Genomic DNA, 25,824 nt, shown 5'->3' on the forward strand with positions numbered 1-25,824 from the left:
GGCGGTCGCTCGTGGACTCGAAGGCCTGGGACGAACGCTACACAGGCACCGAGCTGGTGTGGTCGGCCGAGCCCAACCGCTTCGTGGCGGAGCACACCGGAGACCTCCCGGCGGGCCGCGCGATCGACCTCGCGGCCGGCGAAGGCCGCAACGCGATCTGGCTGGCCAAGCAGGGCTGGGCCGTCACCGCGGTGGACTTCTCCGCGGCCGCGCTCGCCAAGGGCAAGCTGCTCGCGGACGCGCAGGGCGTCACCGTCGACTGGGTCGCCGCGGACCTGCTCACCTGGCGGCCCGAGACCGGCGCGTACGACCTCGTGGTCATCGCCTACCTGCACCTGCCCGAGGCCGACATGAAGGCGGTGCTCGCCGAGGCGGCCGCGGCGCTCGCGCCCGGCGGCCGGCTCGTGTTCGTCGGCCACGACCGCACGAACCTGACGGACGGCGTGGGCGGCCCGCAGGACCCCGCCATCCTGCACACCCCCGAGACGGTCGCGGGCACGCTGCCGGGGCTGCGCGTCGAACGCGCCGAGCGGGCACACCGGCCGCTCACGGTCGACGGCGAGCCCCGCGAGGCGATCGACACGCTGGTCATCGCCACCCGCGACTGACCGGTTCCACGGCGTCGGGGGGGGGGGGCCGCGGGGCGGCGGCCGGGCGCGCCCCCCCCCGCCCGCCCCCCGCGACTCACCGGTCCCACGGCGGCGGGTTTCGGCCGCCGCGGCAGCGCGACGGCCGAAACCCGCCAGCGTGCCCCACAGTTCCGGGCGAGGCTGGCAGCATGACCACCGCATTCCGGATCATCCCCATCGACGAGACCGTCGCCAAAGAGGTCCGCACGACGCTGCGCGCTCCCGGTTACGGCCACCCCGCGTACACCGAGGACATCGAGGGCGGCGCGCCGTGCCGGCTGTGCCTCGCCAAGGCCGAGCCCGGCCGCGACAGCGAGCGCATGATCCTGTTCACCTACGACGCGTTCCAGGGGCAGGAGGAACTGCCGCTGCCGGGACCGGTGTACGTGCACGAACGCGACTGCGTGCCGTACGCGGACACCGGCCGCTTCCCGCCCCACATGGTCGCGAGCGGCGTCATCCTGGACGCGTACGCCGAGGGCCGCCGCCCGCTCCACGAACGGGCCGTCGACCAGGACCGGGCCGAGGCCGCACTCGCCGACGTCCTGTCGCAACCGGACGTCGACTACGTCCACGTGCGCAGCCGCAGCGCGGGCTGCTACCTGTTCACCGCGCGCCGTGCCTGAACTCCCAACGGCACCAGGGCATGACGGAGGCCCGCCCCGTGTGCGAGTCGGTCGGGGCGGGCCGGACACCGTCACCGAGGGGCAGGATTCCTCGGGGATGATGCGGGCAACGTAACGCGCCCCACTGACAACGGCGTTCGACACGCCCCCGTGCGGACCCGCGACGGTGCGCGGAGCCTCACCGCGTAGGCTGTCAACCGCACGGTCGCACGCCGGAACCGCGGACACGGGGGCGCTCATGACCATCAACAGCGGGAAAGCGCTGGGCAGTTCGACGACCGTGCAGACCCGGCTCGGTCCCGTCGACTGCTACGCGACAGGGCCGGCGGACGCGCCGGTACTGGTCTTCGTGCACGGGCTCGTCGCCAACGCCGACCTGTGGGCGCGCTGCGTGCCGCTGCTGTCCGAGGACCACCGCTGCCTCACGCTCGACCTGCCGCTCGGCGCGCACACCACGCCCGTTCCGCGGCGCGCCCCGGTCACACCCGACTCGGCCGCCGAGGCCGTCGCCGAAGCGGTCCGCGAACTCGCGCCCGACGGCTGCGTCCTGGTCGGCAACGACACCGGCGGCGTGCTGTGCCAGCTGGTCGCCACACGGCACGCCGACACGGTGCCGATCGACGGGCTCGTGCTGACGTCCTGCGACACGTACGACAACTTCCTGCCGCCGATCCTGCGCTACATCCAACTGCTGGCGAGGATCCCCGGCGGCGTGTGGCTCATGAGCGCGGTCCTGCGGCTGCGCTGGGCCCGCAGGCTGCCGATCGCGTTCCGCTGGCTGGTGACCAAGCCGCTCGAGCCCGAGCTGTGGGACTCGTTCCTGAGGCCGGTGCAGACCGACGCCGGGATCCGGCGCGACGTCGGGGGCTTCCTGAGGGCGATCTCGATCCGCTACACGCTCGAAACGGCGGGCGGACTCCAGAACTTCGACGCGCCGACGGTGCTGCCGTGGGCCGACACCAAGCGGATCTTCCCGATCGCGCACGCCCGCAGGCTCGCGGCGTCGATGCCGGACGCCACCGTCGTGCCTATCCGCGACAGCGGCGCGCTCGTACCGCTCGACCAGCCCGCGGCCCTCGCCGACGCCGTCCGCGACTTCGTCGCCATACGCGTCGCGCCCGGGAGGAGGTCTCCCGGGCGCGGTCAGGTGGCGTAGAAGAGCGGTTCGGCCGCGGTCAGTTCCGCTCGGCGAGGAACGCCGCGACGGTGTCGCGTTCGGCGACGAACTCGGCGACCGACTCGCCGAGCACCTTGGCCGCCAGGTCGGTCGCGATCAGGCCGACCTGCGGCGTGAGCGCCTCCTCGGCGAGGTCGCGCTCGTTGGCGATCGAGGCGTGGCCGCTCGCGACGATCTCGGTCCGGATGCGCTGTCCTTCGCTCCGCGCCTCCTCGATGGCCTCCGCGCCCTCCGCGTTGGCCTCGGCACGGATGCGGGCCGCCTCGCGGCGGGCCTCGCCCAGCTCGGTGGCGATCTCCTGCGCGACCCGCGCGCTCTCCTCGCGCGTGCTGTCCGCACGGTCGGTGCCGCCCTCGATGGCGTCCTCGCGCTGCTCGATGACCCGCTGGATACGCGGCACGAGGATCCCGGCGACGACGATCAGAATGACGGCCCAGGCAAATATCGCGACGATCAGGTCGCCGCCCTTTGGCTCAAGGGGTCCCATGAACGCAGCCTATCCAGCGAGAAGTTCAGGCCGTTCACCGGGTGCCGAAACGTTTGACCGGGGATGGCTCGGGGGGACCTGGACGTTTGCAGCGGCGCCCCTTCGGGCTGCGGCCGGCCGGTGAGCGCGTTGCGGGCCTCGGTCGTTGCGGCGTGGAGGTCGAAGGCCATGCACCGTTCCGGACCTGTCTGCCGGCGGCGGCCATCTCCCCCTCCCGATTGTCGATTGTCCGCGCGGCCGGTCGCCTGTCAAGGCGCGGTGGACCATCGAAGTACCGGTGGCCTGCGCCGTGTTCGAGGGGGCGCCTTGACAGCCGCCCGGCCGCGCTTAAAACCGCGGCAACTATCGGGAGGGGGAGGCGGTGTGGAGGCGCATCGGGTGCGTTGAGTTGCCGGGCTGCGGTTCCAGGGTGGGCGGGCGACCGCCTTTGACGACCGGTGGCCACGCTTCCCGGTTCTCATATCAAATCAAACTGGGGCATTAGGGTGGCGATTTCGTGCTTGGCCCTCCAGCCTGGGAACCAAATGGACGCTGAGCGTCCATTTGGTTCCCAGGCTGGTTGCCACGGGTCCGTGCGGTTCCCCGGGCGGCGCTGCGCACTGAGGGCAGGCGGTCTGCGACCCGGCGGCGCGACCCGATGCCGCACCCGACCGGCACCGCCGCGCCCTACCACGCTGGGACCGCAGCCCGGCGATACGAAGCACGGGGAGTGGCGCCACACCTCCCGCCCCTCCCGCAGGTGCCGAGGATGTTCAGCGCGGACGGCCCGCGGGTCAAGCCGCCCCCTCCACCCCGGGACAGGCCAACGGTCCCTTGAGGATCCACCGCGGCTTGACGCGCGGGGCGGCCGCGCGAAAATCGAAAGCGGGAGGGGCGGGAGGCCACCGACAGCGAACCGGCCCGACCCCGGTGCGGGCAGGTGCAGTGCACGCCGCAACAACACGGCCCGACATCGTCGGCGTGCCACACGAACTCGGCTCGCACCGTGTCCGGTACCTCGACGTCGGCCAACTCGCGAGCAGGGAAGGCCGGAAGGTGGACACGGGCGGCGCGGATGCGGATCGCCGCAAAGGCGGGGTCGTTGTGCTCGTGCCACGTGAACGGCGGACGGTCGGGCCATCGGTAGAGCTCCGCGATGACATCGGCCGGCGTGGCCTCGTTCTCCGCCACGGCGACGCGCACGTCGACATCCGCCTCGCGGGCGAGCGAGCGGAGCCGTTCGGGGTCCTCGGTGTGGAACGAGGCCTGACGGGGATCGCCCAGGTCGGGCTCCCAGGGCTCCTCCTCGTCGTCCAGGAGCCCACGCCACGTCAGCCGGTCGACGACGTCTCCCTGGCCGCACTCGGCGAGCACCGCTACGACGTCCGGCGGCAGCTCGTCCCGTGCGGCGACCGCGTTGAGCAGCAGCCGGTCGCCGCATCGCGCGATGTGCAGCACGAGCCGGTGCGGCAGGTCGCGACGCCTCGCGAGGGAGATGCGGGCCGGTGTGCCGCGCAGCCGCGGCGGGGGAGTCGACGTCACAGCCCGGATTGTGGTGTGCGGGGCGCCCCGACGACACCGGATTTCCGCCCCGCGCCCGGCCGTGCCCGCGTCACTCCTCGCGTTCCGTCGACCAGTCCAGGAGCGTGCGGTGCAGCGCCACGACGGCGCGGTCCCAGGAGGCGCTCATCGGTCGGTCGCGCATGAACTGGCCGGCGGCCTCCAGGGTCGCGAAGCCGTGGAGGGTGCTGAGTACCAGGCGGGCCGCGTCGGTGAGGTCGGGCTCGTCGAGCTTGTAGTAATGCAAGAGCGCGGCGGTCAGGTCGACGCCGCGCTGGTGGCCGGGCGACTCGTGCAGGCGTTCGAGGGGGAGCGGGGACCGGGCGGCGGTGTAGCGGCCGGGGTGCTCCAGGACGAAGTGCCGCCACGCGTCGGCGAACGCCGCCAGCGCGTCCTTGCCCGCGCGGCCCGCGACGGCCGCCGCGATGCGGTCGGTGAACTGCACGCTGGCCCGCATCTGGACCCGTTCGCGCAGGTCCTGGAGGTTCTTGACGTGCGCGTACAGGCTCGCGTCCTTCACGCCGAAGCGGCGCGCGACCGCGGACACCGTGATGTTCTCGAACCCGACCTCGTCGGCGAGGTCGGCGGCGGCGTCGGTCACGCGTTCTGGCGTCAGTCCGGCACGGGCCATGTGCTCGCCTCCTCGGCGGTCGGGGCGGGGGTCGCCTTGATCAGTTCCGGCCAGGGTACCCGTCCGGAGCCAGAAAACTAGGGGTCTTAATCATTTGCCTAGGGCTCCTAGGCACTGTTACGTTCGCAGCATGAACCCGCTCACCGAAGCCGAGATCCGCGCGTCCTTCGTCAACTGCACGCAGGGCGAGGCCAAGCGCATCTCCGTCCCCCACGACCTCGACGAGCGCCCATGGGCCGACCTCGACTTCCTCGGCTGGCGAGATCCGGGCGCCCCCGACCGGCACTACCTGGTCACCGAGCACGGCGGCCGGGTCATCGGCGTCGCCCTGCGGTCGTCCGCGCAGCAGCGCGGCTTCCTGCACCGCGGCCTGTGCTCCGTCTGCCTGACCAGCCACCCCGGCAGCGGCGTCGCCCTGATGGCGGCGCGCAAGGCGGGCGCGGCCGGGCGTCAGGGCAACTCGGTCGGCGTCTACATGTGCACCGACCTGGCCTGCTCGCTGTACGTGCGTGGCAAGAAGGCCGTCGCGCCCGGCGCGCGCATCACCGAGTCGCTGACCGTCGAGGAGCAGGTCGACCGGACCCGCGACAAGCTCGCCGGATTCCTGGAGAAGCTGCTCGCCTAGACGGGCCGCAGCTTGTTGCCGTGCCAGCGCACCCAGTCCCGCCCGCGCCGCAGCGTCACCAGCGACGTGACCGGACTCAACCGTCCGCAGCGGTGCGCGCCCAGCGCCATGCGGGCGCGCACCCCCGGGTACTCGGGCAGCGCGTGAACGTTCGTCAACTCAGCGGCCAGCCCGTACAGTTCCTCGACCGTCAGGCCGTCGGCCTCGGTCTCGCCGGCGTCCAGCGTGCGGATCACCTTGCGCAGCACGCCGCGCGCCAGCTTGCGCCGCATGTCCGCGCGCAGGTCGGCGCCGTACGCCAGACCCTTGCCGTCATTGTCCAGGAACGACTCGTAGCCGTCCCGTAGTTGGGCCAGCCGGGCGCGGGCGTCGAACGTCGAGTGGTGCATGTTGCTGTCGTGCATCCGGTAGTACGCCTGGTCGGAGTCCGGCAGCCAGCCGACCGCGCCGCGCCGCGCGAGCCGCAGCCACATCTCAAGGTCGCCCGAGTGCGGCAGCGCGGGGCTGTACCCGCCGGCGTCGTGGTGCGCGGACGTGCGCGCGACGACCTCGGGGGACAGGATCAGGTTTCGCCCCGCCCGGAACACCCCCTTGATCCACCGCTCGCCGGACCACGTCCGCTGCCGGGTGCCCGCGCGGGCGGCCGGCAGCGGGGCGCCGCTGGTGAACTTCACGGGGTTGCCGTACACGAACGTCACGTCCGGGCGCGCTTCCATCAGCCGCGTCGCGCGTCCCAGCGCGCCCGGCGGCAGCAGGTCGTCGGCCGACAGCAGCACGCAGTAGTCGCCGTCGGCCCACTCCAGCAGGCCCTCGTTGTACGTCGCGATGTGGCCCTTGTTGGTCTTGTGCCGCGAGTACGTGACGCGCGGGTCGCGCGCCAGGTCCGCGCCGACCTCGGGCGTGCCGTCCGTCGACGCGTCGTCCAGGATCAGGACGCGCACGTCCACGCCCTCCTGGTCGAGCAGGCTCCCGACGTTCGTCGGGAGATAGCGCGCGTAGTTGTACGACGGCACCACGATGCTCACGCTCGGCGTACGCGCGGCCGGGGTCTCCGCCCCGCCGTCGCTCACCGACACCGCCTCGGCGGTCATCCGCTCCCTCACCTTTCCGAGACCGCGGCAGCCCGCCGGCTCCGCAACGCCTTGACCCGCACCCGCCCGCCCAGCAGCAGACCCGACAGGCCGCGTCCGGCGAGCCACGTCGTGTCGTGCCGGTCCACGGCGCCGAAGCGGTACTTGTACTCCTCGGCGCCGCGCAGGAAGTCGAACACCGTGGCGCCCGCGTCACGCACCGACGCAACCGTCTCCGACACCAGCACGGTGCCGAGGCTCAGCCGCGCGAACGACGGGTCCCAGCCCGTCTGGTAGTACGAGAACGTGCCGCCCCACAGGAACCCGTACAGGACGCCGACCGGGCCGTCCGGGCCGTCGGCGACCATCGCGCACGGGCCCCGGCCGGGCGCCGCGCGGTCCATGAGCGCGCGGTGGAACGGCGTGCGCGACGCGTCGAACGTCGTCGCCCGGCCGATCGCCTCCTGCCTGCGGGCGTGCAGGCCGAGCAGGGCGTCGAACGTCACGGCGTCCAACGTCCCGGGCGGCACGAACCGGAAGGTGACGCCCTCCGCCGCGAGCCGGCGCTTGTAGTGCCGCAGGTCCTTGCGGAAACGCGCCGAACCGATGGTGTCCGGGTCGGCGGGCATCGTCGGGCACGCGGTGCGCTCCACCAGGCGCGCGCCGGGCGGCACATAGGCGGCGCCCGTCGCCTCGTCCAGGTTGGGCAGCCACAGCGTGTGCCGGCGCGCGGCCGCCTCGAACCACGCGCGCACGTCGTCCGCGCGCCGCGGGTCGACGGCGAAGCCGCAGTGGTCGGCGGCGCCCGCGCCCGCACCGAGCACCGTGAGGCAGCGCGCTCCGGACGGCAGCCGCGGATGCAGCGCCTGACGGATGTTCAGCAGCGGGACGACCGCCTGGGGTTCGCCCTCCGCGCCGCGCCACACCGCGACCAGCGGACGGCCCGGCAGCTCCGCGCCGAGCGTCTCCGCCCACGACAGCACCCAGTCGGGCGTCGCGAAGTACGAGGCACCGGTCGACGCGGCCAGCTCACGCCACGCCGGGGCCAGCTTGTCCAGAGCGACGGGGTCCGTCACCACCGCCGGAAGCGCCGACGCCGACACCGCGCTCACCCCCGCCCCCGCAGGCCGTGCACCGCCGGATGCAGGCCCGACAGGATCGTCTCGAAACGGTCGGGCGACGTGGTCGTCGCGATCCGCAGCCGGGAGATCCGCAGCGGATGGTCCGGCAGCCGCGGCCCGAGCCGGTGGTCGAACAGGAACGCCGTCCCGTAACCGAGGTCGTCGAGCACCCGCTCGGCGCGCGCGTCCCAGTTGCCGTTCGGGTACGCGAACGAGCGCGGCGCGTGCCCGAGGATCTCCGTGAGCCGCTCGTGCGCCGCCACGATCTCGGTGCGGATGTCGTCGTCCCCGCACCGGTCGAGCAGCGGGTGGGTCAGCGAGTGGTTCTCCACGCGCACCCCGCCGGAGTCGAGTTCACGCACCTCCGCGGCGGTCAACTGCCGCTGGCGCACCGGCGGGTGGCCGGCGCGCAACGTGTCCAGGGTGGCGAGGCGTTCGGCCTGCGGGACGGTCTTGAGGTGCCGCAGCCACTGCGCCGTGCCCCGCTCGGGGCCCGCCCCGGCCGCGACCAACCGGTCGACCTCGTGCCACCAGTACGGCGTTTCGGTGTCCACCAGCGACGGGATCACGAACGCCACGGCCGGGACGCCCCGTTCACGCAGCACCGGCAACCCGTGCTCGTAGACGCTGCGCTCGCCGTCGTCGAAGGTGACCAGCACCGCGCGCCCCGGCAGCGGCCGCCGCAGCGCGACGGCGTGCTCCACCTCGTCCAGCGACACCGGCCGCGCGATGCGCAGCAGCCGGTCGACCTGGCGGGCGAACCCCTCCGGGTCGTCGACCCCGTGGTACCCGAGCACCGCGAGACGCCCGGACGCCCGTCCGCCGAACCACCACTGAGCGGGCGACCTGCGCATCAGCACGTCGCCGCCATCGCGCAGACCCGCGCGCAGGCTTGATCGCAAAACCCGCTCCCCACGAATTCCGACCGACCCCCGGACCCCCCGAGGGGTCCTCCCCAGAGGGAACGGTAACAAGGGTTTTCACACACCGTCAGCCGGTTCCTGCGAACCGTGAACGACAGTGACTACGCCGACGGCGCACATCCGCACTAGTCACACCCCATAAGCGCTGGTGCGCCTGGGACTGCTGGGCCCGGGCGCGCCGCGTTGGACGGACGGACTACACGGGGCAATCGCGAATTCATGGAGAAACCACCCACATGGCGGCTTGCGTGGGCCTAGTCTGAACGGCGGGTGGGCTGCGTCCGGGTGGGGGAGCATCGGGGCGCCGCTCAAGAGCACACCCCGGCACCGCTCACGCCGGGGCTGAGAGACGCTGGGGTCTCATGGTGGGGGCGGAATCAACCATGCGCGCCGACAGGGCCGTCGGGCGCACGGTGGTCAGGACGAACGGCGCACGAACACCGCACGCGGCGAACCCCCGCAGGGGCGGACACCGCACGCGCGGGGGCCGTTCCGCACGGCCGGAGCCGGTGCGTTGAGCGCCCATGCGCGGTTCCTGCGCGCAGCGGAGCTCGACAGCACCTTCGCCGACGGCTGGGACGCGCTCGCCGCCTCGCGCGGCGAACTCGCCGACTGCTTCGACACGCACGCCTGGGCCTCCGGCGTACTCGCGCACAACCCCGGCACCGCCGAACGCGCCCGTGTCGCCGCCGTCGTGGACGACACCACCGGCCAGCCGCTCAGCGTCCTCGCCCTCGAACACCTCGGCGGCGGCCGCTACACGACCCTCGCGGAGGACCGGCCCCGCTCCCGAGTGACGAGCACGCAGCCCGATCTCACCCAGCTCGCCGAACAGTTGGCCGAGGCCGGCGTCCGCGACCTGCGGCTGCGCCGACTGCCCAGCCGCGACCCCGCGACCCACCGGCTCCTGCGCGCGCTGCGCGCGGCCGGCTACCGCGTCCACGCCCGCGAACGCTCCCACGACATGCTCGCCGACGCCCGCGACGGCTGGGAGGGGCACCGCGCCCGCTTCCGCAGCTTCCACACGCACTGCGGCCGCGTCGCCCGCAAGATCGCCAAGCACGGCCCGCACTCCTTCGACGTCTACACCGAACCCGAGCGCGTCGACGAGGGGTTCGAGGCCTACGCCGACCTCTTCCCGCGCAGCTGGAAGGGCCCGCTGCCCCCCGCCACCCGCGCCGAACGCCACGACCTGGTGCGCCGCGCCGCCGAACGCGGCTGGGCCCGGCTCTACGTGCTGCGCCTGGACGGCCGACCCGCCGCCACCTACCTGTGGTTCCGGGTCGGCTCCGTCGCACTGTGGCACTCGACCGCGTACGACGAGGAGTTCGCCGCGCTCGGCGTCGGCAACCTCGCCATGTGGCGCGCCCACGAGCACATCCTCACCGAGCACGCCGACGGCGGCGCGACGGAAGGGGACGCCCCGCCGACCCTCGTCGACCTGCTGCCGACCACCACGACGCAGAAACTCCGCCTCGCCCCCGAGCACCCGCCGCTCCTCGACGTCGAGGCGGTCCGCGGCCGCCCGCTCGTCGCGGCGGCGCTGCCCGTCCGCGCCCTCGCCCGCACCGCGCAGGCCGCGGCCGTCGGGCGGCTCCGGGCCCGGGCGCGGGGCCGCACCACCGCACACACCGAGACACCAGGGGGCACCACCGCATGAGTCCGCTCAGCGGAGACACCGTCCGCACCACCCTCAAGCAGGGACTCGCCCGCACCGCCGGGCGCCGCCCCGGGGCCGGCGCGACCGTCCTGATCTACCACCGCGTCGGCGGCGGCACCCGCGACGAACTCGACCTGCCCGCCGACCGCTTCGCGGCGCAGCTCGACACCATCCCGGACGGCCGCGTGGTCCCCCTCGACACCGCCCTCGACCGGCTCGAAAGCGACGACCGCACCCCCTCGGTGGTGCTCACCTTCGACGACGGCTTCGCCGACGTCTACGCCAACGCCTGGCCGCTCCTGCGCGACCGCCGCCTGCCGTTCACGCTCTACCTCGCCACCGGCATGGTCGGCGACACCATGCGCTGGGAGGGCTCCACCGGCACCAGCGCCGGATCACCCGCCCTGACCTGGGAACAGCTCGCCGAGATGCAGGACAGCGGGCTGCTCACCATCGGCAACCACACCCGCAGCCACGCCCGCCCCGAAGACCTCACCGAAGCGGAACTCGACGCCGCCTCCGAGGACATCGACAAGCACCTCGGCGTACGGCCCGACCACTTCGCGTACACCTGGGGCGTCCCCGTCCCGGCGATGGAGCACGCGCTGCGCTGCCGGTTCCGCAGCGCCGCCACCGGCGCGCTGGGCCGCAACCTGCCCGGCGACGACCCCATACGCCTGCGCCGCGTCCCGGTCCGCCGCACCGACCCGACGCGGTTCTTCGCGGCGAAGCTCACCGGCGCCCTCGGGCCCGAACGCGCGTACGCCCGCGTCGTCGCGCTCGGCAAGAAGGCGGGAGCACATGCCTGACCCCGGAACCCCGGAACCCGCCCCGTCCGACGCGAACGACAGCCCGTCCGACGCAACCTCACGCCCGGGCCGCGAGTCGAACGAGAGTCACCAGCACCACCGGCCCACCCTGTCACCGGAGTCCGACGTGCCGCCGCAGCCCACCGCCACCGCCCCTGCCGACCACGCGGGCGCGGCGGACGCCACCCCGACCGGCCCCGGCGGCCGGCCGCTGCGCGTCGCGCACCTGACCACCGTCGACATGAGCCTCGCGCTGCTGCTGCGCACCGAGCTCGAGTACGACGTCGCGGCCGGGTTCGAGGTGTTCGGGCTCAGCGCGCCCGGGCCGTACGTGCCCGAGGTCGAGGCGCTCGGCGTCACCCACGTGCCGCTCGCCGCGCTCACCCGCTCGTGGGACCTCAAGCGCGACGCCGCCGCGGCCCGCGAACTCGCCGCCACACTGCGGGCGCTCGACCTCGACGTCCTGCACACGCACAACCCCAAGACCGGCGTGCTCGGCCGTATCCTCGGCCGCGCGGTCGGCGTGCCCGTGGTCGTGAACACCTGCCACGGCCTGTGGATCCGCCCCGGCGACCCGTGGCCCAAGCGCGCGTTCGTGCTCGGCGCCGAGTCCGTCGCCGCCCGCGCGTCGCACGCCGAGCTGTACCAGAACGCCACCGACCACGGCACGCTCGCCCGGGCCGTGCCCGGCTGGCGCTCCCGCGTCGTCGGCAACGGCACCGACCTCACCCGCTTCCGGCCCGATCCGGCCGCCCGCCGCCGCGTGCGCGCCGAAATCGGCGTCTCCGACGACGAGATCCTGGTCGGCGGCATCGGCCGCCGGGTCGCCGAGAAGGGCATCGCCGAGTACGAGGCCGCCGCCGCGACACTCGCCGGCAAGGCCCGCTTCGTGTGGATCGGCCCCGAAGACCTCGACAAGGCCGACGCGTTCAGCGGCGCCGTCGACACACCCGTCGAATACCTCGGTGCCCGCAGCGACATGCCCGCCGTCTACGCGGCACTCGACCTGTTCGTCCTGCCCTCCCACCGCGAGGGCTTCTCGCGCTCCGCGATGGAGGCCGCCGCGTGCGGCGTCCCCATGGTCCTCAGCGACATCCGCGGCTGCCGCGAGATCGGCACCCACGGCGAACACCTGCTCCTGGCACCGCCGCACGACCCGGCGGCACTCGCCGAGGCGATCGACCGCATGCTGACCGAGCCCGGACTCCGCGCCCGGCTCGCCGAAGCCGGACGACGCCGCGCGCTCGCCGAGTTCGACCAGCGGCGCGTCGCCCGCATATCCGTCGACACCTACCGCGCCGTCGCGCGTCGCAAGCGGCTCGGCTGGCTCGACAGCGCACCGTCCCCGGGAGGCGCGGCATGAGACGCCGGGTCGGAAGCCATCCGAGACGCCGCACCAGGCCCGGCCGACTATCCGGGCACCACCTCGACCGACCACCGGCACAGCAGGCATCACACGGGAGGAGCACGGCATGATGCGAAGGCTGTTCGACATCGCGACCGCCGCGCTGACGCTGTTGCTGCTCGGCCCCGCGATGATCGTGATCGCGATCCTGATCCGCACGACCATGGGCGGCCCGGTGCTGTTCCGGCAGACCCGCAGCGGCCGCCACGGCCGCGAGTTCCGCATCCTCAAGTTCCGCACCATGCGCCACCCGCGCTACCCGGACGAGCCCGACCCGGACCGCATCAGCCGCGTCGGACAGATCCTGCGGACCACGAGCATGGACGAACTACCGCAGCTCATCAACGTGTTGACCGGCGACATGTCCGTCATCGGCCCGCGCCCGACGCTGCCCGAACAGGTCGTGCACTACACGCCCCGGCAGCGCGGCCGCCTCGACGTCCGCCCCGGCCTCACCGGCTGGGCGCAGGTACAGGGCCGCAACGCGCTGAGCTGGCCCGCGCGCATCGAGTACGACCTCTACTACGTGCGCAACCACGGTCTGCGGCTGGACGTGAAGATCCTGCTGCGTACCGTCGGCGTGCTGCTCAAGCCGCAGGGCATCACCGGAGCCGGCGGCGTCAACCCGGGCTTCCCCATCCCCGTCGACAACCTCCCGGCCGACAAGGCCGCGGCCGCCCACGAAGCCGCCGCGCTCCAGGCGTCGTGGGCCGTCCCGATGGTCGCCCCGAGCACCGCCGACGCGATCCCGGCCGAGGAAGCCTCCTGATCTCCACACCCGCGGACCAACCTACGGCCCCGGACTAGCGCAGCAACCGCAGGCGCTCGTCCGGGGCCGCCGTCGCGACCCCCAGCACCAGCGCCGCCGACGCCAACACCGCCGGGAACTCCGCGACATAGTCCATCGACGCGTGCACCGTGAACGCCGTCAGCGTCACCGCGCCCACCGCCACCACCGACGGATCCTGCGGCGACCGCCACAACCGCACGTACGCCCAGCCGATCAACGCGACCAGCAGCAGCGCCCCGGGCAGGCCCTGCTCCGCGGACTGCCGCAGCCACTGCGAGTGCGCCGCCTGCGTGTCCGCGTCGGAACGCGCCGTCGGGCTCTCCATCAGGAACGTCCCCGGGCCGCTGCCGCGCCACGGGTGCTCCTTCGTGATCTTCAGGGCGTCGTGCCACACGTCCAACCGGCGCCCGGTCAGGCCCTCTTCGGCGGTACTCCGCACACCCGACGCCTGCTCGCGATCGCTGCCCAGATAGACCGTCCCCGCGACCACGACCATCAGGCACACCGCGCCCGCGACCACCAGCGAACCACGCCGCCGCGCCGACATCGCGGTCAGGCCGATCATCAGGATCGCCACCGCCCCCAGCACCGCCGTCAACGACCGCGTCGCGAACGCGCCCAGCACCAACAGCCCGGCCAGCAGGTGCATTTCCCCGCGCCGGCGCTCGGTCGGAGCGGCCAACGCGGCCAGGCACGCGGCACCCACCGCCTGCGCCACCAACGCGCCGTTGGCGTTGCCGTACCCGAGCGGCTCGGCGAGCGTCGCCCCGCTCAGGGCGTCCGGCGACATCAGCAGCACCACCGCGATCGCCCCCGCCAGCGCGCCGCACGTCGCGAACGCCGAACGCGCACCGGCCACCCGGCCCGTCGCGTACGCCGCGGCCGTCGTCATCAGCGCCAACAGGAACGCCTCGGGCCCCGCCGCCCGGCCCGCGGACGCCACCAGCGCCCACACGCCCATGGCGGCCACAGTGATCACGCCCAGTAAGTCCAGGCGGGACAGATTCCCGGTCTCCAGCCGCACTCTCGCTCCCAGCCCCAGCACGCCGTACCCCCGACCCTCGCCCATGCCCGTCGACCGCCACGCCCTCGCGCGCCGCAAGCGGCGTGTACACGCCGCGCGGACGCTACCGGCGCGAGCACCCGGGCCGCGACCGTCCCCTCCCGGACCGGCGGTCATCGGCCACACCTCGCACGCGAACCGGGCAGGATGTGCGCATGTCGCTCTTCATCGCCGGGGCCGGCGGCGTCGGCCGCGAGACCCTCGACGCCGCGCTCGCCGCGGGCATCCCCGTCACCGCGTTCCTCGACGACGCCCCCGGCGGCGCCAAGGTCCGCGGCCTGCCGGTGCTGCGGCCCGAGGAGGCCGAGCCCGGCGGAACCTACCTGGTGGGCATCGCCAATCCCGCGGTACGCCGCAGGCTGACCGCCCTGCTCGACGCGCACGGCCTCACCCCGGTGACGATCGTCCACCCGCGCGCCGTCATCGGCCCCGAGAGCACGCTCGGCGAAGGCTGCCTCGTCCTCGCCAACGCGCACGTGTCCAGCAGCATCACCATCGGCGCGCACACCCAGGTCCACTACAACGCCACCGTCGGACACGACGCCGTGCTCGACGACCGCGTCACCGTGTACCCCGGCGCCAACATCTCCGGCAACGTCCACCTGTGCGACGACGCGACCGTCGGCAGCAACGCCGTCGTCCTGCAGGGACTCACGGTCGGCGAGGGCGCGTTCGTCGGCGCCGGGGCCGTCGTCACCCGCGACGTCCCGCCCGGCGTCGTCGTCGTGGGCTCCCCGGCCCGACCGCTGCGGCGCTGACCCGGGACCGGACGCCCGGCACCGCGCCGGCGCCAGCGGCGCCCTGGCGGCCACCACGGTCAGTCCCCGGCCGCCACCGCGGCCTGGGAGCGGAACCACGCGACGGTGTCCGCCAGGCCCTGCCGCAGGTCGACCGGGCGCGCGTCGGGGAACAGCCGGCGGAGCTCGGTGCTGTCCGCCTGCGAGTCGCGTACGTCGCCCGCGCGCGGCGCGACGTGCTCGACGTCGACCGGCCCGCCGAGCACCTCGGCAAGCAGCGCTATCAGCGCGTTGAGCGAAGTCCGGGTGCCGAAGGCCAGGTTCACCGGTCCGTCGTGCGTCACCCGGCGCACCACCGCGTCGGTCAGAACCCCGCACACGCTCGCCACGTTCGTGAAGTCGCGCGTCTGCTCGCCGTCGCCCTGCACGGTCAGCGGCCGCCCGGCCAACGCCGCGTCGATGAACCGCGGTATCACCGCCGCATAGGCGTGGTTCGCCGGCTGCAGCGGGCCGAAGACGTTGAAGAAGCGGAACGGCAGCACCGGCATGCCGTAGCAGTGGCCGTAGGACAGCACGTAGCTCTCCGTCGCCAACTTGCTGACGGCGTAAGGGCTCAGCGGCATCGTCCGCAGCCCCTCGTGCTTGGGCAGCACCGGGTTCCCGCCGTACACCGACGACGAGGACGCCGCCAGCACGTGGATGCCGCCCGCGCGCCGCGCCGCCTCGAGGACCATCAGCGTCCCCGTCGCGTTGGCGTGATGGCTCGCCAGCGGGTCGGCGATCGACCGCGGCACCGACGGCAGCGCCCCCAGGTGCACGACCGCACCGGCCCCGTCGCACGCCTTGTCCATCAACTCCTCGTCCAGGAACGTGCCCTGGTGGAAGGTGACGGGTACGCCGGCGAGGTTGGCGAGCGATCCGGTGGACAGGTCGTCCACCACCGCGACCTCGTCGACCTCGGTCCGCGCGAGCAGCGCCCGCGCCAGGTTCGACCCGATGAAACCGGCCCCACCGGTGACGACGACCTTCATGAGCCCCCCAGAGCATCGTTGCGCGTCGTGACGCCGGACGGCCGCGCAGAGCCCCCTCGCCGGCCCGTCCGGTCCCCGCATGCTACCCAGCGACCGCACGTGGTGCGCTGGAGTCGGGCAACCCGGGCCAACCAACGAACTATGCGGTAACGGCCTTACCGGGTATTGGTCGTGGCAAGACTGGCGAATGGCCGACATCAGCATTGTTCTTGCGCAACACTGTGCCCAGGCAACTGCCGACTTCGCTCACCCTCCGCCGGAATCGGACCCGCGGACGGGCGTCGGCAGACGGCCCGATCGTGTCCCTGGGGAGAGGGCCGGACGGGTTCTAGGGGTAGGGGTCGCCAATCATGCATTCCGCGGCAGTACGCCGTCGCGGCACCGGAAACGGTGCCCTCCACAAACTACGGCCACGGTGGCGGGGGCGCGCCGTATCGCCGGTGTACCTCGCCCTCTTCGCCCTGCTCGGCGCCATGGCGATCGTGCTGCCGACCGCCACGCGCGCCAACGCCGGCCCGTGCGACGCGCCGATCGTCAACGCCGTCGTGTGCGAGAACAGCAAGACCGGAACCGCCCGCAGCACGTGGGACGTCAGCGGCTCCGGCACCAGCTCGATCCAGGGCTTCGCCACCGAGATCAGCGTCAACGTCGGTGAGACCGTCCACTTCAAGGTGAAGACCCCGGCCACCGGGTACCGCCTGGACATCTACCGGCTCGGCTACTACGGCGGCAACGGCGCCCGGAAGATCACCTCGGTCAACCCGAGCGTGGCGCTGCCGCAGAACCAACCCGCCTGCAACTCGGACGACAACACCACGGGCCTGTACGACTGTTCGAACTGGGCCGAGTCGGCGTCGTGGGCGGTCCCTGCGGGATCGGTGTCCGGTTACTACATCGCCAAGCTGGTGCGCACCGACGCCACGGCGGGTTCCAGCCACATCGCGTTCATCGTGCGCGACGACGCCTCGCACTCGAAGATGTTCATGCAGGCGTCCGACACCACGTGGCAGGCCTACAACGCCTATGGCGGCAACGACCTTTACGTCGGCCAGCCCGCTGGGCGCGCCTACAAGGTCAGCTACAACCGCCCGTTCACGACACGTGGCGACAACCCCGAGGACTGGCTGTTCAACGCCGAGTACCCGATGGTGCGCTTCCTCGAGCGCAACGGCTACGACGTCACGTACACGACGGACACCGACAGTGCGCGGCGCGGCCAACTCATCAAGAACCACCAGCTGTTCATGTCCGTCGGCCATGACGAGTACTGGTCGGGCGAGCAGCGCGCGAACGTCGAGGCCGCGCGTGACGCGGGCGTCAACCTCGCCTTCTTCTCCGGCAACGAGGTCTACTGGAAGACCCGTTGGGAGAACGGCGGCATGAACGCGGAGGGCGCGCCGTACCGCACGCTCACCACGTACAAGGAGACGCACGACAACGCCAAGACCGACCCGATCGGCCCCAACGTGTGGACCGGCACGTGGCGCGACCCGCGCTTCTCGCCGCCCGCCGACGGCGGCCGCCCGGAGAACGCGCTGACGGGACAACAGTTCATCGCGAACTGCTGCACCACCGACATGACCGTCAACAGCGCCGACGGCAAGATGCGCCTGTGGCGCAACACGCGCGCGGCCACGCTCGCGGCCGGCACCACGACGACCCTCGGCAGCGGACTGCTCGGGTACGAGTGGGACACCGACACCGAGAACAGCGTGCGGCCCCCGAACCTGATCCGCCTGTCGACCACCACGCAGTCCGGCCAACTCCTGACCGACTACGGGTCGTCGTACGCGGACGGCAGCGCGACGCACCACCTGGTCATGTACCGCGCGGCCAGCGGCGCGCTGGTCTTCGGCGCCGGCACCATCCAGTACACGTGGGGCCTGGACAACCAGCGCACCACCGGAACCGGCAGCGTCGACACGGCTGTTCAGCAGGCGACCATCAACCTGTTCGCCGACATGGGCGTCCAGCCCGGCACGCTGATGACCGGCATGGTCGCCGCCACGGCGTCCACCGACACCACGCCGCCGGCCTCCACGCTCCAGTCGCCGGTGCCGGGCCAGGCCATCCAGGTGAACCAGGCGTTCACGGTCAGCGGCACCGCGTCCGACGTCGGCGGCCAGGTCGCGGGCGTGGAGGTGTCCGTCGACAACGGCGCCACGTGGCACCCGGCGAACGGCCGTGCCTCGTGGACCTACACGTTCACGCCGACCGCGCTCGGGCAGATCACCATCAAGACCCGCGCGACGGACGACAGCGCGCGCAGCGAGACGCCGGGCGCCGGGCTCACCGTCACGGTCGCCACCAACGTCCCGCCGCCGCCCGTCACGTGCCCGTGCACCATCTGGCCGGACGGCACCCTGCCGTCGGCCGGCCCCGACCCCGAGTCGACCTCGGTCGAGCTCGGCGTGAAGTTCAAGGCCGACCGCGACGGTTACATCACCGGTGTCCGCTTCTACAAGTTCGCCGAGAACACCGGCACGCACGTCGGCCACCTGTGGAACGCGTCCGGCACGCAGCTCGCGCAGGCGACGTTCACGAACGAGTCGGCGAGCGGCTGGCAGCAGGTCACCTTCGCCAGCCCGGTCGCGGTCACCGCGGGCACCACGTACGTCGCCTCCTATGTGGCGCCGAACGGCCGGTACGCCGCCGACGAGAACTACTTCACCGCGCAGTACGCCCGCGCACCACTGACCGCGCTCAGCAACGGCGGTGTCTACAAGAGCGGCAGCGGGTTCCCGACCTCGACGTGGAACTCGGCGAACTTCTGGGTGGACGTGGTCTTCACGACCAACTCCACGCCGCCGCCCGTCGGTCCCGCCGTCACGGGTACGAGTCCCGCCAACGGCGCCACCGCGGTCGCCGCCGCCACCAATGTGACGGCGACGTTCGACAAGGACGTGCAGCCCGCGACCATCGCGTGGTCGGTCAAGAAGCCCGACAACAGCACCGTCGCCGGCACCGCGTCCTATGACAGTGCCGGCAAGACGGCGACGTTCGACCCGACCGCGGACCTCGCGGCGGGCACGCAGTACACGGTGACGCTCAGCGGGGCCAAGGACACCAACGGCACCGCGATGAACCCGTTCACCTGGTCGTTCACCACCGCGGGGACGACCCCGCCGCCGACCTGCGCGCCGTGCACCATCTGGCCGGCGAGCACGGTGCCGGGCACCCCGGCCGACCCGGAGGCGGTGCCCATCGAGGTGGGCGTCAAGTTCAAGACGGACGTCAGCGGCAACATCACCGGCATCCGCTTCTACAAGGGATCCACCAACACCGGCACGCACGTCGCCCACCTGTGGTCGTCGACCGGCACCCTGCTGGCCACCGCGACCTTCTCGGGTGAGACCGCGAGCGGCTGGCAGCAGGTGACGTTCGCCAACCCGGTGCCGGTGACGGCGGGCACGACGTACGTCGCGTCGTACTACGCGCCGGTGGGCCACTACGCCTCCGACCAGGACGGCCTCGCCGCCCAGGCCGGGACCGGCCCGGTCAAGGCACTCGCCGACGGCGCGTCCGGCGGCAACGGCGTCTACAAGCAGGCCGGCGGCGGGGGCTTCCCGACCGACACCTGGAGCGCGAGCAACTACTGGGTGGACGTGACCTTCACGAGCTGACGCTCGTCCAGCCGCACGTCCAGTGGCGGGGGGGCCGCCCGGGCCCCCCGCTTCCCCGGTTCCACTTCCACTGAGGAGCACCGACGATGGCACGCCGCCACGCGCCGCCGCGTTTTCGCATGTCCAGACTGATCCACCCGATCAGCGCGTTCCGCGCCACCAGGTCGCGCCGCAAGAAGGCCACCGCGATCAGCACCGCGACGACCGCCCTTGCCGCGGTCGCCGCTCTGATCTTCACCCTCTTCTCCCCGCTGTCCGCACAGGCCGCCCCGTGCAGCCCGTGCTCCCTCTTCGGGACCACGAACCCGGGCGTCGGACCGGACAGCGAGACCATCTCCGTCGAGCTCGGCGTGCGCTTCACCCCGAAGAGCAACGGCCGCATCCTCGGCGTGAAGTTCTGGAAGGACGCCGCGAACACCGGCGTCCACAAGGGCTACCTGTGGAACACCACCACCGGCACCAGCACGCAGGTCACCTTCTCCGGGGAGACCGCGTCGGGCTGGCAGACGGCGCTGTTCCCGACCCCGGTGAACGTCACCGCGGGCACGCAGTACATCGCCTCGTACCTCGCGCCCAACGGCCGGTACACCGCCACCAACGGCTTCTTCAACAACGCGTGGGACAGTGAGCAGCTGACCGCCCCCGCGACCGGAGCCGACGGCAACGGCGTCTACCACGCGGGGGCCGGCGGCATCATGCCGACCGACACGTGGAACGGCAGCAACTACTGGGTGGACGCGCTCTTCGAGCCCGGCGCCGACACCGTCGCGCCGACCGTCACCGCGACCTCGCCGACCAACAACGCGACCGCGGTGCCGATCAACTCCGCGCTGTCCGCGACGTTCAGCGAGAGCGTGCAGGCGAACACCATCGCGTGGGACGTCCGCAAGCCGGACAACTCCCAGGTCGCCGGCACCGCCACCTGGGACCCCGCGACGCTCACCGCGACGTTCACCCCGGCCGCCAACCTCGCGCTGTCCACCGTCCACACGGTGAACCTCACCGGGGCCAAGGACGCCGCCAACAACACGATGGCGCCGGTCACCTGGTCGTTCACGACCGCCGCGACGCCGCCGTCCACGTCGACGTTCAGCATCTTCACCGGCAACGAGACCGTGCCGACGCCGAACGACGACAACTCGCCCAACGAGCTCGGCGTGCGGTTCAAGCCCACGTCCAACGGCTTCATCAAGGCGATCAAGTTCTACAAGAGCTCCGCGAACACCGGGCCCTTCACCGTCAGCCTGTGGAACACCGCGGGCACCCGCCTCGGCGGCGTCGACAACGTGACCAACCTGTCCGGCAGCGGCTGGAAGTCCGTCACGCTCGCCTCGCCGATCGCGGTCACCGCGAACACGACGTACATCGCGTCGTACCACACGATGAGCGGCAACTACGCCTACTCCAACGGCTTCTTCTCCGGCCAGTCGGCCGGCAACGCCAAGATCGCCGCCCCGGCCAGCACCGGCGCGGCGCCCAACGGCGTCTACAAGTACTCCAGCAACACGGCGTTCCCCAGTGACACCTTCGAGGACAGCAACTACTGGGTCGACGTCCTGTACGACACCGACGGCAGCGACACCACCCCGCCGACCGTCACGGGGCAGCAGCCCGGCGTGAACGAGACCGGCGTGCCGATCGCGCTCCAGCCGGCCGTCACCTTTAGCGAGGCCGTCAAGCCGGCGTCGATCAGCTTCACCCTCAAGCAGGGCGCCACCACGGTGCCGTCCACGCTCCAGTTCGACGACCCGAACCAGCCCACCCAGGTGGTCCTCAAGCCGAACGCGCCGCTCGCGTACTCGACGCAGTACACGCTCACGCTCGGCGGCTACCAGGACCTGGCCGGCAACAACGGCTCGGGCACGACGTGGAACTTCACCACCGGCGCGGCCCCGCCGCCCGCACCGTGCTCGTCGCCCAACACCGGCCCGGTGCTGGTCATCACGGCGAACGCCAACCCGTACGCCTGCTACTACAGCGAGATCCTGCGCGCCGAAGGCCTCAACTCCTTCACCACGCTGGACATCGGCGCCGTCAACGCGACCGAGCTCAACAAGTACACGACCGTCATTCTCGGCGACCTCGACCCGAACGCGGCGCTCGTCACCGCGCTCACGAACTGGGTCAACGCGGGCGGCAACCTGATCGCCATGCGACCGCGGGCCACGCTGTCCGCCCTCACCGGCCTCAGCGCGGCGTCCGGCGTCATCAGCGACCAGTACGTCAAGGTCCAGGACGCCACCGGGCCCGGCGCGGGCATCTACGCCGACCGCCCGATCCAGTTCCACGGCACCGCCGACCAGTGGACCGCCGCGGCCGACACCACCGTGATCGCCGAGCTCTACCGGCGCACCGGCGCCGCCGAGCCGGCCGACCTCGGCAAGCCCGCCGTCACCAAGCGGGCGTCCGGCTCCGGCACGGTCACCTCGTTCACCTTCGACCTGGCCAAGTCGGTCGTGCTGACCCGGCAGGGCAACCCGGCGCAGGCCAACAAGGAGAACGACACCCTCACCGACAACCTGCGCTCCACCGACATGTTCTACCGGGACTGGGTCGACCTGAACCGGGTCGAGGTGCCGCAGGCCGACGAGCAGCAGCGACTGCTCGCCAACGTCATCGAGACCGTCAACCGCGAGAAGGCGCCGCTGCCGCGCTTCTGGTACTTCCAGGGCAAGGCCGGCTCCGCGACGCCCGACATCAACCCCGTCGTGCTGGTCTCCACCGGCGACCACCACAACACGGCGCAGACGGGCATCACCTACCGGGTCAGCAAGTACAACGCCAACAGCGACCCGGCGTGCGCCAACGTCCTGACGCAGGCCCAGTGGGTGAAGGACTGGCGCTGCATGCGCGGCACCTTCTACATCTGGGACTCCAACGGCGACGCCACTCCGTCCGCGGTCAACAGCTGGAAGACCCAGGGCTACGAGGTCGCGCGGCACGTCTCGCAGAACGACAACTGCATCGGCGTCAACCCGAACAGCTCGCAGTCGGTCATCACGTCGACGCTCACCGGCGCTTTCGACTCGAGCCTGACCGACTTCCGCGACGCCTACGGGTACTCGCCGACCACCAGCCGGACGCACTGCATGACCTGGCCGGACTTCAGCACCAACGCCACGGTCGAGGCCGCGCAGGGCATCAGGATGGACACCAACTACTACTACCTGCCCGACACGTGGACGAACTCGTACGGCTCGCCCATGATGAAGAACGCGCCCGGCTACTACACCGGCTCCGGCATGCCGATGCGCTTCACCGACGTCAACGGCACGATGATCGACGTCTACCAGGCGACCACCCAGCTGCACGACGAGTTCTGCCAGACCTACCCGCAGCAGTTCAACACGATGGTCGACCGGGCCCAGGGCACCACGGGCTTCTACGCCGCCATCACGCTGAACAACCACCTCGACAACCGCTCCGCGAACAGCACCGGCACCTGTGACCCGGTCGACCAGACGGCCATCCAGGACGCGGTCATCGCCGCGGCCAAGGCCAAGAACGTCCCGGTCATCACCGCGAAGCAGCTCCTCGAGTGGACCGACGGCCGCAACCAGTCGTCGATCACCGGCCTGGCGCGCAACGGCAACACCGTCACCTTCACGGTCAACGCGAACGCCGCCGCGGCCAACCTGATGACGATGCTGCCCACCGCGGGCGCGGGCGGCACGACGCTGACCGGCCTCACCAAGTCCGGCCTCAACGTCGCCTTCACCAAGAAGACGATCAAGGGCATCGAGTACGCGGTCTTCAACGGCGTCTCGGGCGCTTACACCGCGACCTACGCGGCGCCCGGCGGCGGAGGCATGACCCTGTCCTCGCTCACGGCCAACGCGGCACCCGCCGCCGCGCCCGCGGGCCCCGGCGCGGCGCCGACGGTCAGCACCCTGACCGCCACGCCCGCGGCGGACGGCAGCGCGACCTTCACCTGGACGACCGACACCGCGTCGACCACCGAGGTCGCCCTCGGCGAGAAGCCGGACGCCCTGGCGCCGGCCAAGGTCGTCGGCGAGAACGCCGGCGAGCACAAGGTGACGGTCCCGGGCCTCAAGCCGGACACCACCTACTACTACCGGGTCACCTCGGTCGACTCCGCCGGGCGCCGCACCGTCAGCCCGGACCCGGCGCAGAAGCCCGCGCAGTTCAAGACGCCCAAGGCGGACAAGAAGGCCCCGAAGATCACCGACCAGGGCGCCGCGCCGTGGCCGGACGGGACCGCCGTCCTGACCTGGAAGACGGACGAGCCCTCGAGCTCCAAGGTCGTGGTCGGCAAGGGCGCCAAGGACATGCGCGTCGCGAGCGACGACAGCACCCCGGTCACCGACCACAAGGTGGTCGTCACCGGGCTCACCCCCGGCCAGTCCTACCTCTTCCAGATGGTGTCCAAGGACGCCGCCGGGAACGAGACCGTCTGGTCCGGCAAGAAGGCCGACACCGCGCGCTTCGACATGCCGAAGGACGGCGTCACCGAGCACACCGGTCCGACCTTCGCCTCCGGTGAGCGCACCGGCGGCACCGTCGTCAACGACACCGACGGCACCCTCACCCTCGGCGCCCAGGCCCAGAAGGACTGGGCCGACGGCACCGGGGCCGGCCCCTGGGGCCACGTCTCGATCAGCCCCGGCGGAAAGACCGTCGTCGCCGACGGCGCCCTGACCGTCGACGGCAGCGCCGCGGGCACCGGGCTCGCCCCGACGTCCAACCGCAAGCTGGACTTCCAGGCCGTCTTCGACGGCCCGGCGATCCAGGACGCCGGCTGGGGCGACCCGCACGCCGGGCCGGCCGCCGTCTTCGAATGGCGCGACGGCGCCCTCCACGCCGTGACCCTCGGCGCGGGCGCCAAGGACCGCCAGGACAAGAAGGTCGACGGCGACTTCGGCGGCGCACCGCACCGCTACACCATCGAACGCGACGGCAAGACCGTCCGCTTCTCGGTGGACGGCCAGCAGGTCGCCGACATCAAGGCCCAGCTCCCGCCGATGGTGGCGAGTGCGCGGGACAACCTGACCGACCGCATCCCGCTGCGCGTCAAGCAGCTCCAGGACGGAGACAAGGCGACCCAGGGCACCTATACGTCGCAGATTCTCGACGCGGCGAAGAAGGTCCACTGGCTCCAGGCCAACTGGCAGGCCGACCTGCCCAAGGGCACGTCGCTCAAGGTCTCGGTCCGCACGGGCACCACGTCCACGCCGGACGCGACCTGGACCCAGTGGCGCGAGCTGCCCGGCCCGGGTGCCGCGGTCGGCGGCGCGTCCCGGTACCTGCAGTACAAGGTGGAGCTGACCGGCAACGGGGCCGCGGCCCCGACGCTGTACGGCATCACCTTCACCAACGACGCCAAGCCCGCCGTGGAGCCCCCGGGGGCCCCGCAGACGGGTGAGATGCCGCCGGTGAAGCGGCCGTAGAACAGCCCTCCGCACAGCCCTGAACGACCGCGTGGGCCCGCCTCCAGAGGCGGGCCCACGCCGATTTTGTGTTGCGGCCCGGGACATGTACTGTTCTCCGAGTCCGAGCGACACGGGGACGGCTTTCAAAAGCCCCTGGAAGCCCGGACAAGCGGAAAGTAAGGCAGAAAAGATCTGCTAAGCTGGAAGCGCAGGAAAGAAAGAAACGAAACGCCCGGAGAGACCGGTGAAAGGGTCTCAAAGGAAGCGTCCGTTCCTTGAGAACTCAACAGCGTGCCAAAAGTCAACGCCAAATAACAACCCCGGCGTTCACTACAGGATCGACCGTCCAGTCGTCTCCTGGGTGTTCGTAGGGATTCCTTTGGTACAAAATCCTCCGGCCATGTCAGCGGCCGGGGGTCACAGCAAGGACGCATGCGCTGGTCGGACTATTCCTCCGACGGAGCGCGGCTCCTTCGTATGTGTTGACC

19 protein-coding genes are annotated in these 25,824 nt (G+C 72.1%); 11 read left to right on the forward strand and 8 right to left on the reverse strand.

The genetic code is table 11. The features are described 5' to 3' along the window. The first annotated feature begins 11 nt into the window (after positions 1-11). The 3 genes from QI554_RS29085 to QI554_RS29095 all read left to right on the forward strand — a co-directional run bounded on the left by QI554_RS29085 (position 12) and on the right by QI554_RS29095 (position 2,411). Entirely contained in the window at positions 12-608 is a 597-nt protein-coding gene (locus QI554_RS29085) for a class I SAM-dependent methyltransferase (protein ID WP_281473923.1), read from the forward strand. Between the two features lie 170 nt (positions 609-778). Next, entirely contained in the window at positions 779-1,255 is a 477-nt protein-coding gene (locus QI554_RS29090; RefSeq protein ID WP_281473925.1) for a DUF1203 domain-containing protein, read from the forward strand. A 238-nt stretch (positions 1,256-1,493) separates the two neighbouring features. After that, positions 1,494-2,411, forward strand: a complete 918-nt coding sequence (locus QI554_RS29095) for an alpha/beta fold hydrolase (RefSeq protein ID WP_281473927.1) — start codon at positions 1,494-1,496, stop codon at positions 2,409-2,411. A gap of 19 nt (positions 2,412-2,430) precedes the next feature. Here the strand turns inward: QI554_RS29095 and QI554_RS29100 are convergent, their stop codons facing one another. The 3 genes from QI554_RS29100 to QI554_RS29110 all read right to left on the reverse strand — a co-directional run bounded on the left by QI554_RS29100 (position 2,431) and on the right by QI554_RS29110 (position 5,089). Continuing rightward, positions 2,431-2,919, reverse strand: coding sequence for a F0F1 ATP synthase subunit B family protein (locus tag QI554_RS29100; protein WP_281473928.1), 489 nt, complete (start codon positions 2,917-2,919; stop codon positions 2,431-2,433). A 666-nt stretch (positions 2,920-3,585) separates the two neighbouring features. Further along, positions 3,586-4,440, reverse strand: a complete 855-nt coding sequence (locus QI554_RS29105) for a hypothetical protein (protein WP_281473929.1) — start codon at positions 4,438-4,440, stop codon at positions 3,586-3,588. Positions 4,441-4,510: 70 nt separating this feature from the next. Next, positions 4,511-5,089, reverse strand: a complete 579-nt coding sequence (locus tag QI554_RS29110; RefSeq protein ID WP_281473930.1) for a TetR/AcrR family transcriptional regulator — start codon at positions 5,087-5,089, stop codon at positions 4,511-4,513. 130 nt (positions 5,090-5,219) lie between these two features. Here QI554_RS29110 and QI554_RS29115 point away from each other — a divergent pair, with 130 nt between their 5' ends. Continuing rightward, positions 5,220-5,714 (forward strand): FBP domain-containing protein, encoded by a 495-nt coding sequence (locus tag QI554_RS29115; RefSeq protein WP_281473932.1) that lies wholly within the window; start codon positions 5,220-5,222, stop codon positions 5,712-5,714. Here QI554_RS29115 and QI554_RS29120 read toward each other — a convergent pair. From QI554_RS29120 to QI554_RS29130, 3 genes are read right to left on the reverse strand one after another with little or no spacing between them, the layout of a single operon-like run. Continuing rightward, on the reverse strand, positions 5,711-6,805 hold the full coding sequence (locus QI554_RS29120) for a glycosyltransferase family 2 protein (RefSeq protein ID WP_281473933.1): 1,095 nt from the start codon (positions 6,803-6,805) through the stop codon (positions 5,711-5,713). The two genes, QI554_RS29115 and QI554_RS29120, sit on opposite strands and share 4 nt — an antisense overlap. A gap of 8 nt (positions 6,806-6,813) precedes the next feature. After that, positions 6,814-7,896 carry a GNAT family N-acetyltransferase gene (locus tag QI554_RS29125; RefSeq protein ID WP_281473934.1) on the reverse strand — a complete coding sequence of 361 codons (1,083 nt, stop codon included), beginning with the start codon at positions 7,894-7,896 and terminating at the stop codon, positions 6,814-6,816. Further along, a complete protein-coding gene (locus QI554_RS29130; RefSeq protein ID WP_281473936.1) occupies positions 7,893-8,807 on the reverse strand; it encodes a polysaccharide deacetylase family protein in 915 nt (304 codons plus the stop codon). The genes QI554_RS29125 and QI554_RS29130 overlap by 4 nt, the downstream gene beginning before the upstream one ends. A 535-nt stretch (positions 8,808-9,342) precedes the next feature. On the opposite strand from QI554_RS29130, the gene QI554_RS29135 reads away from it, so the two are divergent. The 4 genes from QI554_RS29135 to QI554_RS29150 all read left to right on the forward strand — a co-directional run bounded on the left by QI554_RS29135 (position 9,343) and on the right by QI554_RS29150 (position 13,471). After that, positions 9,343-10,488: a GNAT family N-acetyltransferase gene (locus tag QI554_RS29135; RefSeq protein WP_281473938.1), complete on the forward strand. Its 1,146-nt coding sequence runs from the start codon at positions 9,343-9,345 to the stop codon at positions 10,486-10,488. Beyond that, entirely contained in the window at positions 10,485-11,297 is an 813-nt protein-coding gene (locus tag QI554_RS29140) for a polysaccharide deacetylase family protein (RefSeq protein ID WP_281473940.1), read from the forward strand. The genes QI554_RS29135 and QI554_RS29140 overlap by 4 nt, the downstream gene beginning before the upstream one ends. Continuing rightward, entirely contained in the window at positions 11,290-12,660 is a 1,371-nt protein-coding gene (locus QI554_RS29145; protein ID WP_281473942.1) for a glycosyltransferase, read from the forward strand. Before QI554_RS29140 ends, QI554_RS29145 begins: the two co-directional genes overlap by 8 nt. Positions 12,661-12,769: 109 nt before the next feature. After that, on the forward strand, positions 12,770-13,471 hold the full coding sequence (locus tag QI554_RS29150) for a sugar transferase (protein ID WP_281473944.1): 702 nt from the start codon (positions 12,770-12,772) through the stop codon (positions 13,469-13,471). Positions 13,472-13,505: 34 nt separating this feature from the next. Here the strand turns inward: QI554_RS29150 and QI554_RS29155 are convergent, their stop codons facing one another. Next, complete coding sequence (locus QI554_RS29155; protein ID WP_281473946.1) at positions 13,506-14,561, reverse strand: O-antigen ligase family protein; 1,056 nt, start codon at positions 14,559-14,561, stop codon at positions 13,506-13,508. Between the two features lie 149 nt (positions 14,562-14,710). Between QI554_RS29155 and QI554_RS29160 the strand changes: the two genes are divergently transcribed. Further along, positions 14,711-15,313: a NeuD/PglB/VioB family sugar acetyltransferase gene (locus QI554_RS29160; RefSeq protein WP_281473948.1), complete on the forward strand. Its 603-nt coding sequence runs from the start codon at positions 14,711-14,713 to the stop codon at positions 15,311-15,313. A gap of 59 nt (positions 15,314-15,372) precedes the next feature. On the opposite strand, the gene QI554_RS29165 is transcribed toward QI554_RS29160, so the two are convergent. Next, the gene (locus QI554_RS29165; protein ID WP_281473950.1) at positions 15,373-16,323 is read right to left on the reverse strand and encodes an NAD-dependent epimerase/dehydratase family protein; all 951 of its coding nucleotides are present in this window, start codon (positions 16,321-16,323) and stop codon (positions 15,373-15,375) included. Between the two features lie 440 nt (positions 16,324-16,763). Here QI554_RS29165 and QI554_RS29170 point away from each other — a divergent pair, with 440 nt between their 5' ends. Together QI554_RS29170 and QI554_RS29175 are read left to right on the forward strand one after the other, a co-directional pair. After that, positions 16,764-19,946: a DUF4082 domain-containing protein gene (locus QI554_RS29170; RefSeq protein WP_281473952.1), complete on the forward strand. Its 3,183-nt coding sequence runs from the start codon at positions 16,764-16,766 to the stop codon at positions 19,944-19,946. Between the two features lie 119 nt (positions 19,947-20,065). Next, positions 20,066-25,354, forward strand: a complete 5,289-nt coding sequence (locus QI554_RS29175; protein ID WP_281473954.1) for a DUF4082 domain-containing protein — start codon at positions 20,066-20,068, stop codon at positions 25,352-25,354. The last annotated feature ends 470 nt before the right edge of the window (positions 25,355-25,824 follow it).

It is taken from the genome of Yinghuangia seranimata (assembly GCF_029953285.1).
GTDB lineage: Bacteria > Actinomycetota > Actinomycetes > Streptomycetales > Streptomycetaceae > Yinghuangia > Yinghuangia seranimata.

Bases quoted from the DNA above. Each gene is read 5' to 3' on its own strand.
- QI554_RS29090 (WP_281473925.1), top strand. From the start codon at position 779: ATGACCACCGCATTCCGGATCATCCCCATCGACGAGACCGTCGCCAAA.
- QI554_RS29095 (WP_281473927.1), top strand. From the start codon at position 1,494: ATGACCATCAACAGCGGGAAAGCGCTGGGCAGTTCGACGACCGTGCAG.
- QI554_RS29100 (WP_281473928.1), bottom strand. From the start codon at position 2,919: ATGGGACCCCTTGAGCCAAAGGGCGGCGACCTGATCGTCGCGATATTT.
- QI554_RS29110 (WP_281473930.1), bottom strand. From the start codon at position 5,089: ATGGCCCGTGCCGGACTGACGCCAGAACGCGTGACCGACGCCGCCGCC.
- QI554_RS29115 (WP_281473932.1), top strand. From the start codon at position 5,220: ATGAACCCGCTCACCGAAGCCGAGATCCGCGCGTCCTTCGTCAACTGC.
- QI554_RS29120 (WP_281473933.1), bottom strand. From the start codon at position 6,805: ATGACCGCCGAGGCGGTGTCGGTGAGCGACGGCGGGGCGGAGACCCCG.
- QI554_RS29140 (WP_281473940.1), top strand. From the start codon at position 10,485: ATGAGTCCGCTCAGCGGAGACACCGTCCGCACCACCCTCAAGCAGGGA.
- QI554_RS29145 (WP_281473942.1), top strand. From the start codon at position 11,290: ATGCCTGACCCCGGAACCCCGGAACCCGCCCCGTCCGACGCGAACGAC.
- QI554_RS29150 (WP_281473944.1), top strand. From the start codon at position 12,770: ATGATGCGAAGGCTGTTCGACATCGCGACCGCCGCGCTGACGCTGTTG.
- QI554_RS29155 (WP_281473946.1), bottom strand. From the start codon at position 14,561: ATGGGCGAGGGTCGGGGGTACGGCGTGCTGGGGCTGGGAGCGAGAGTG.
- QI554_RS29160 (WP_281473948.1), top strand. From the start codon at position 14,711: ATGTCGCTCTTCATCGCCGGGGCCGGCGGCGTCGGCCGCGAGACCCTC.
- QI554_RS29165 (WP_281473950.1), bottom strand. From the start codon at position 16,323: ATGAAGGTCGTCGTCACCGGTGGGGCCGGTTTCATCGGGTCGAACCTG.
- QI554_RS29175 (WP_281473954.1), top strand. From the start codon at position 20,066: ATGTCCAGACTGATCCACCCGATCAGCGCGTTCCGCGCCACCAGGTCG.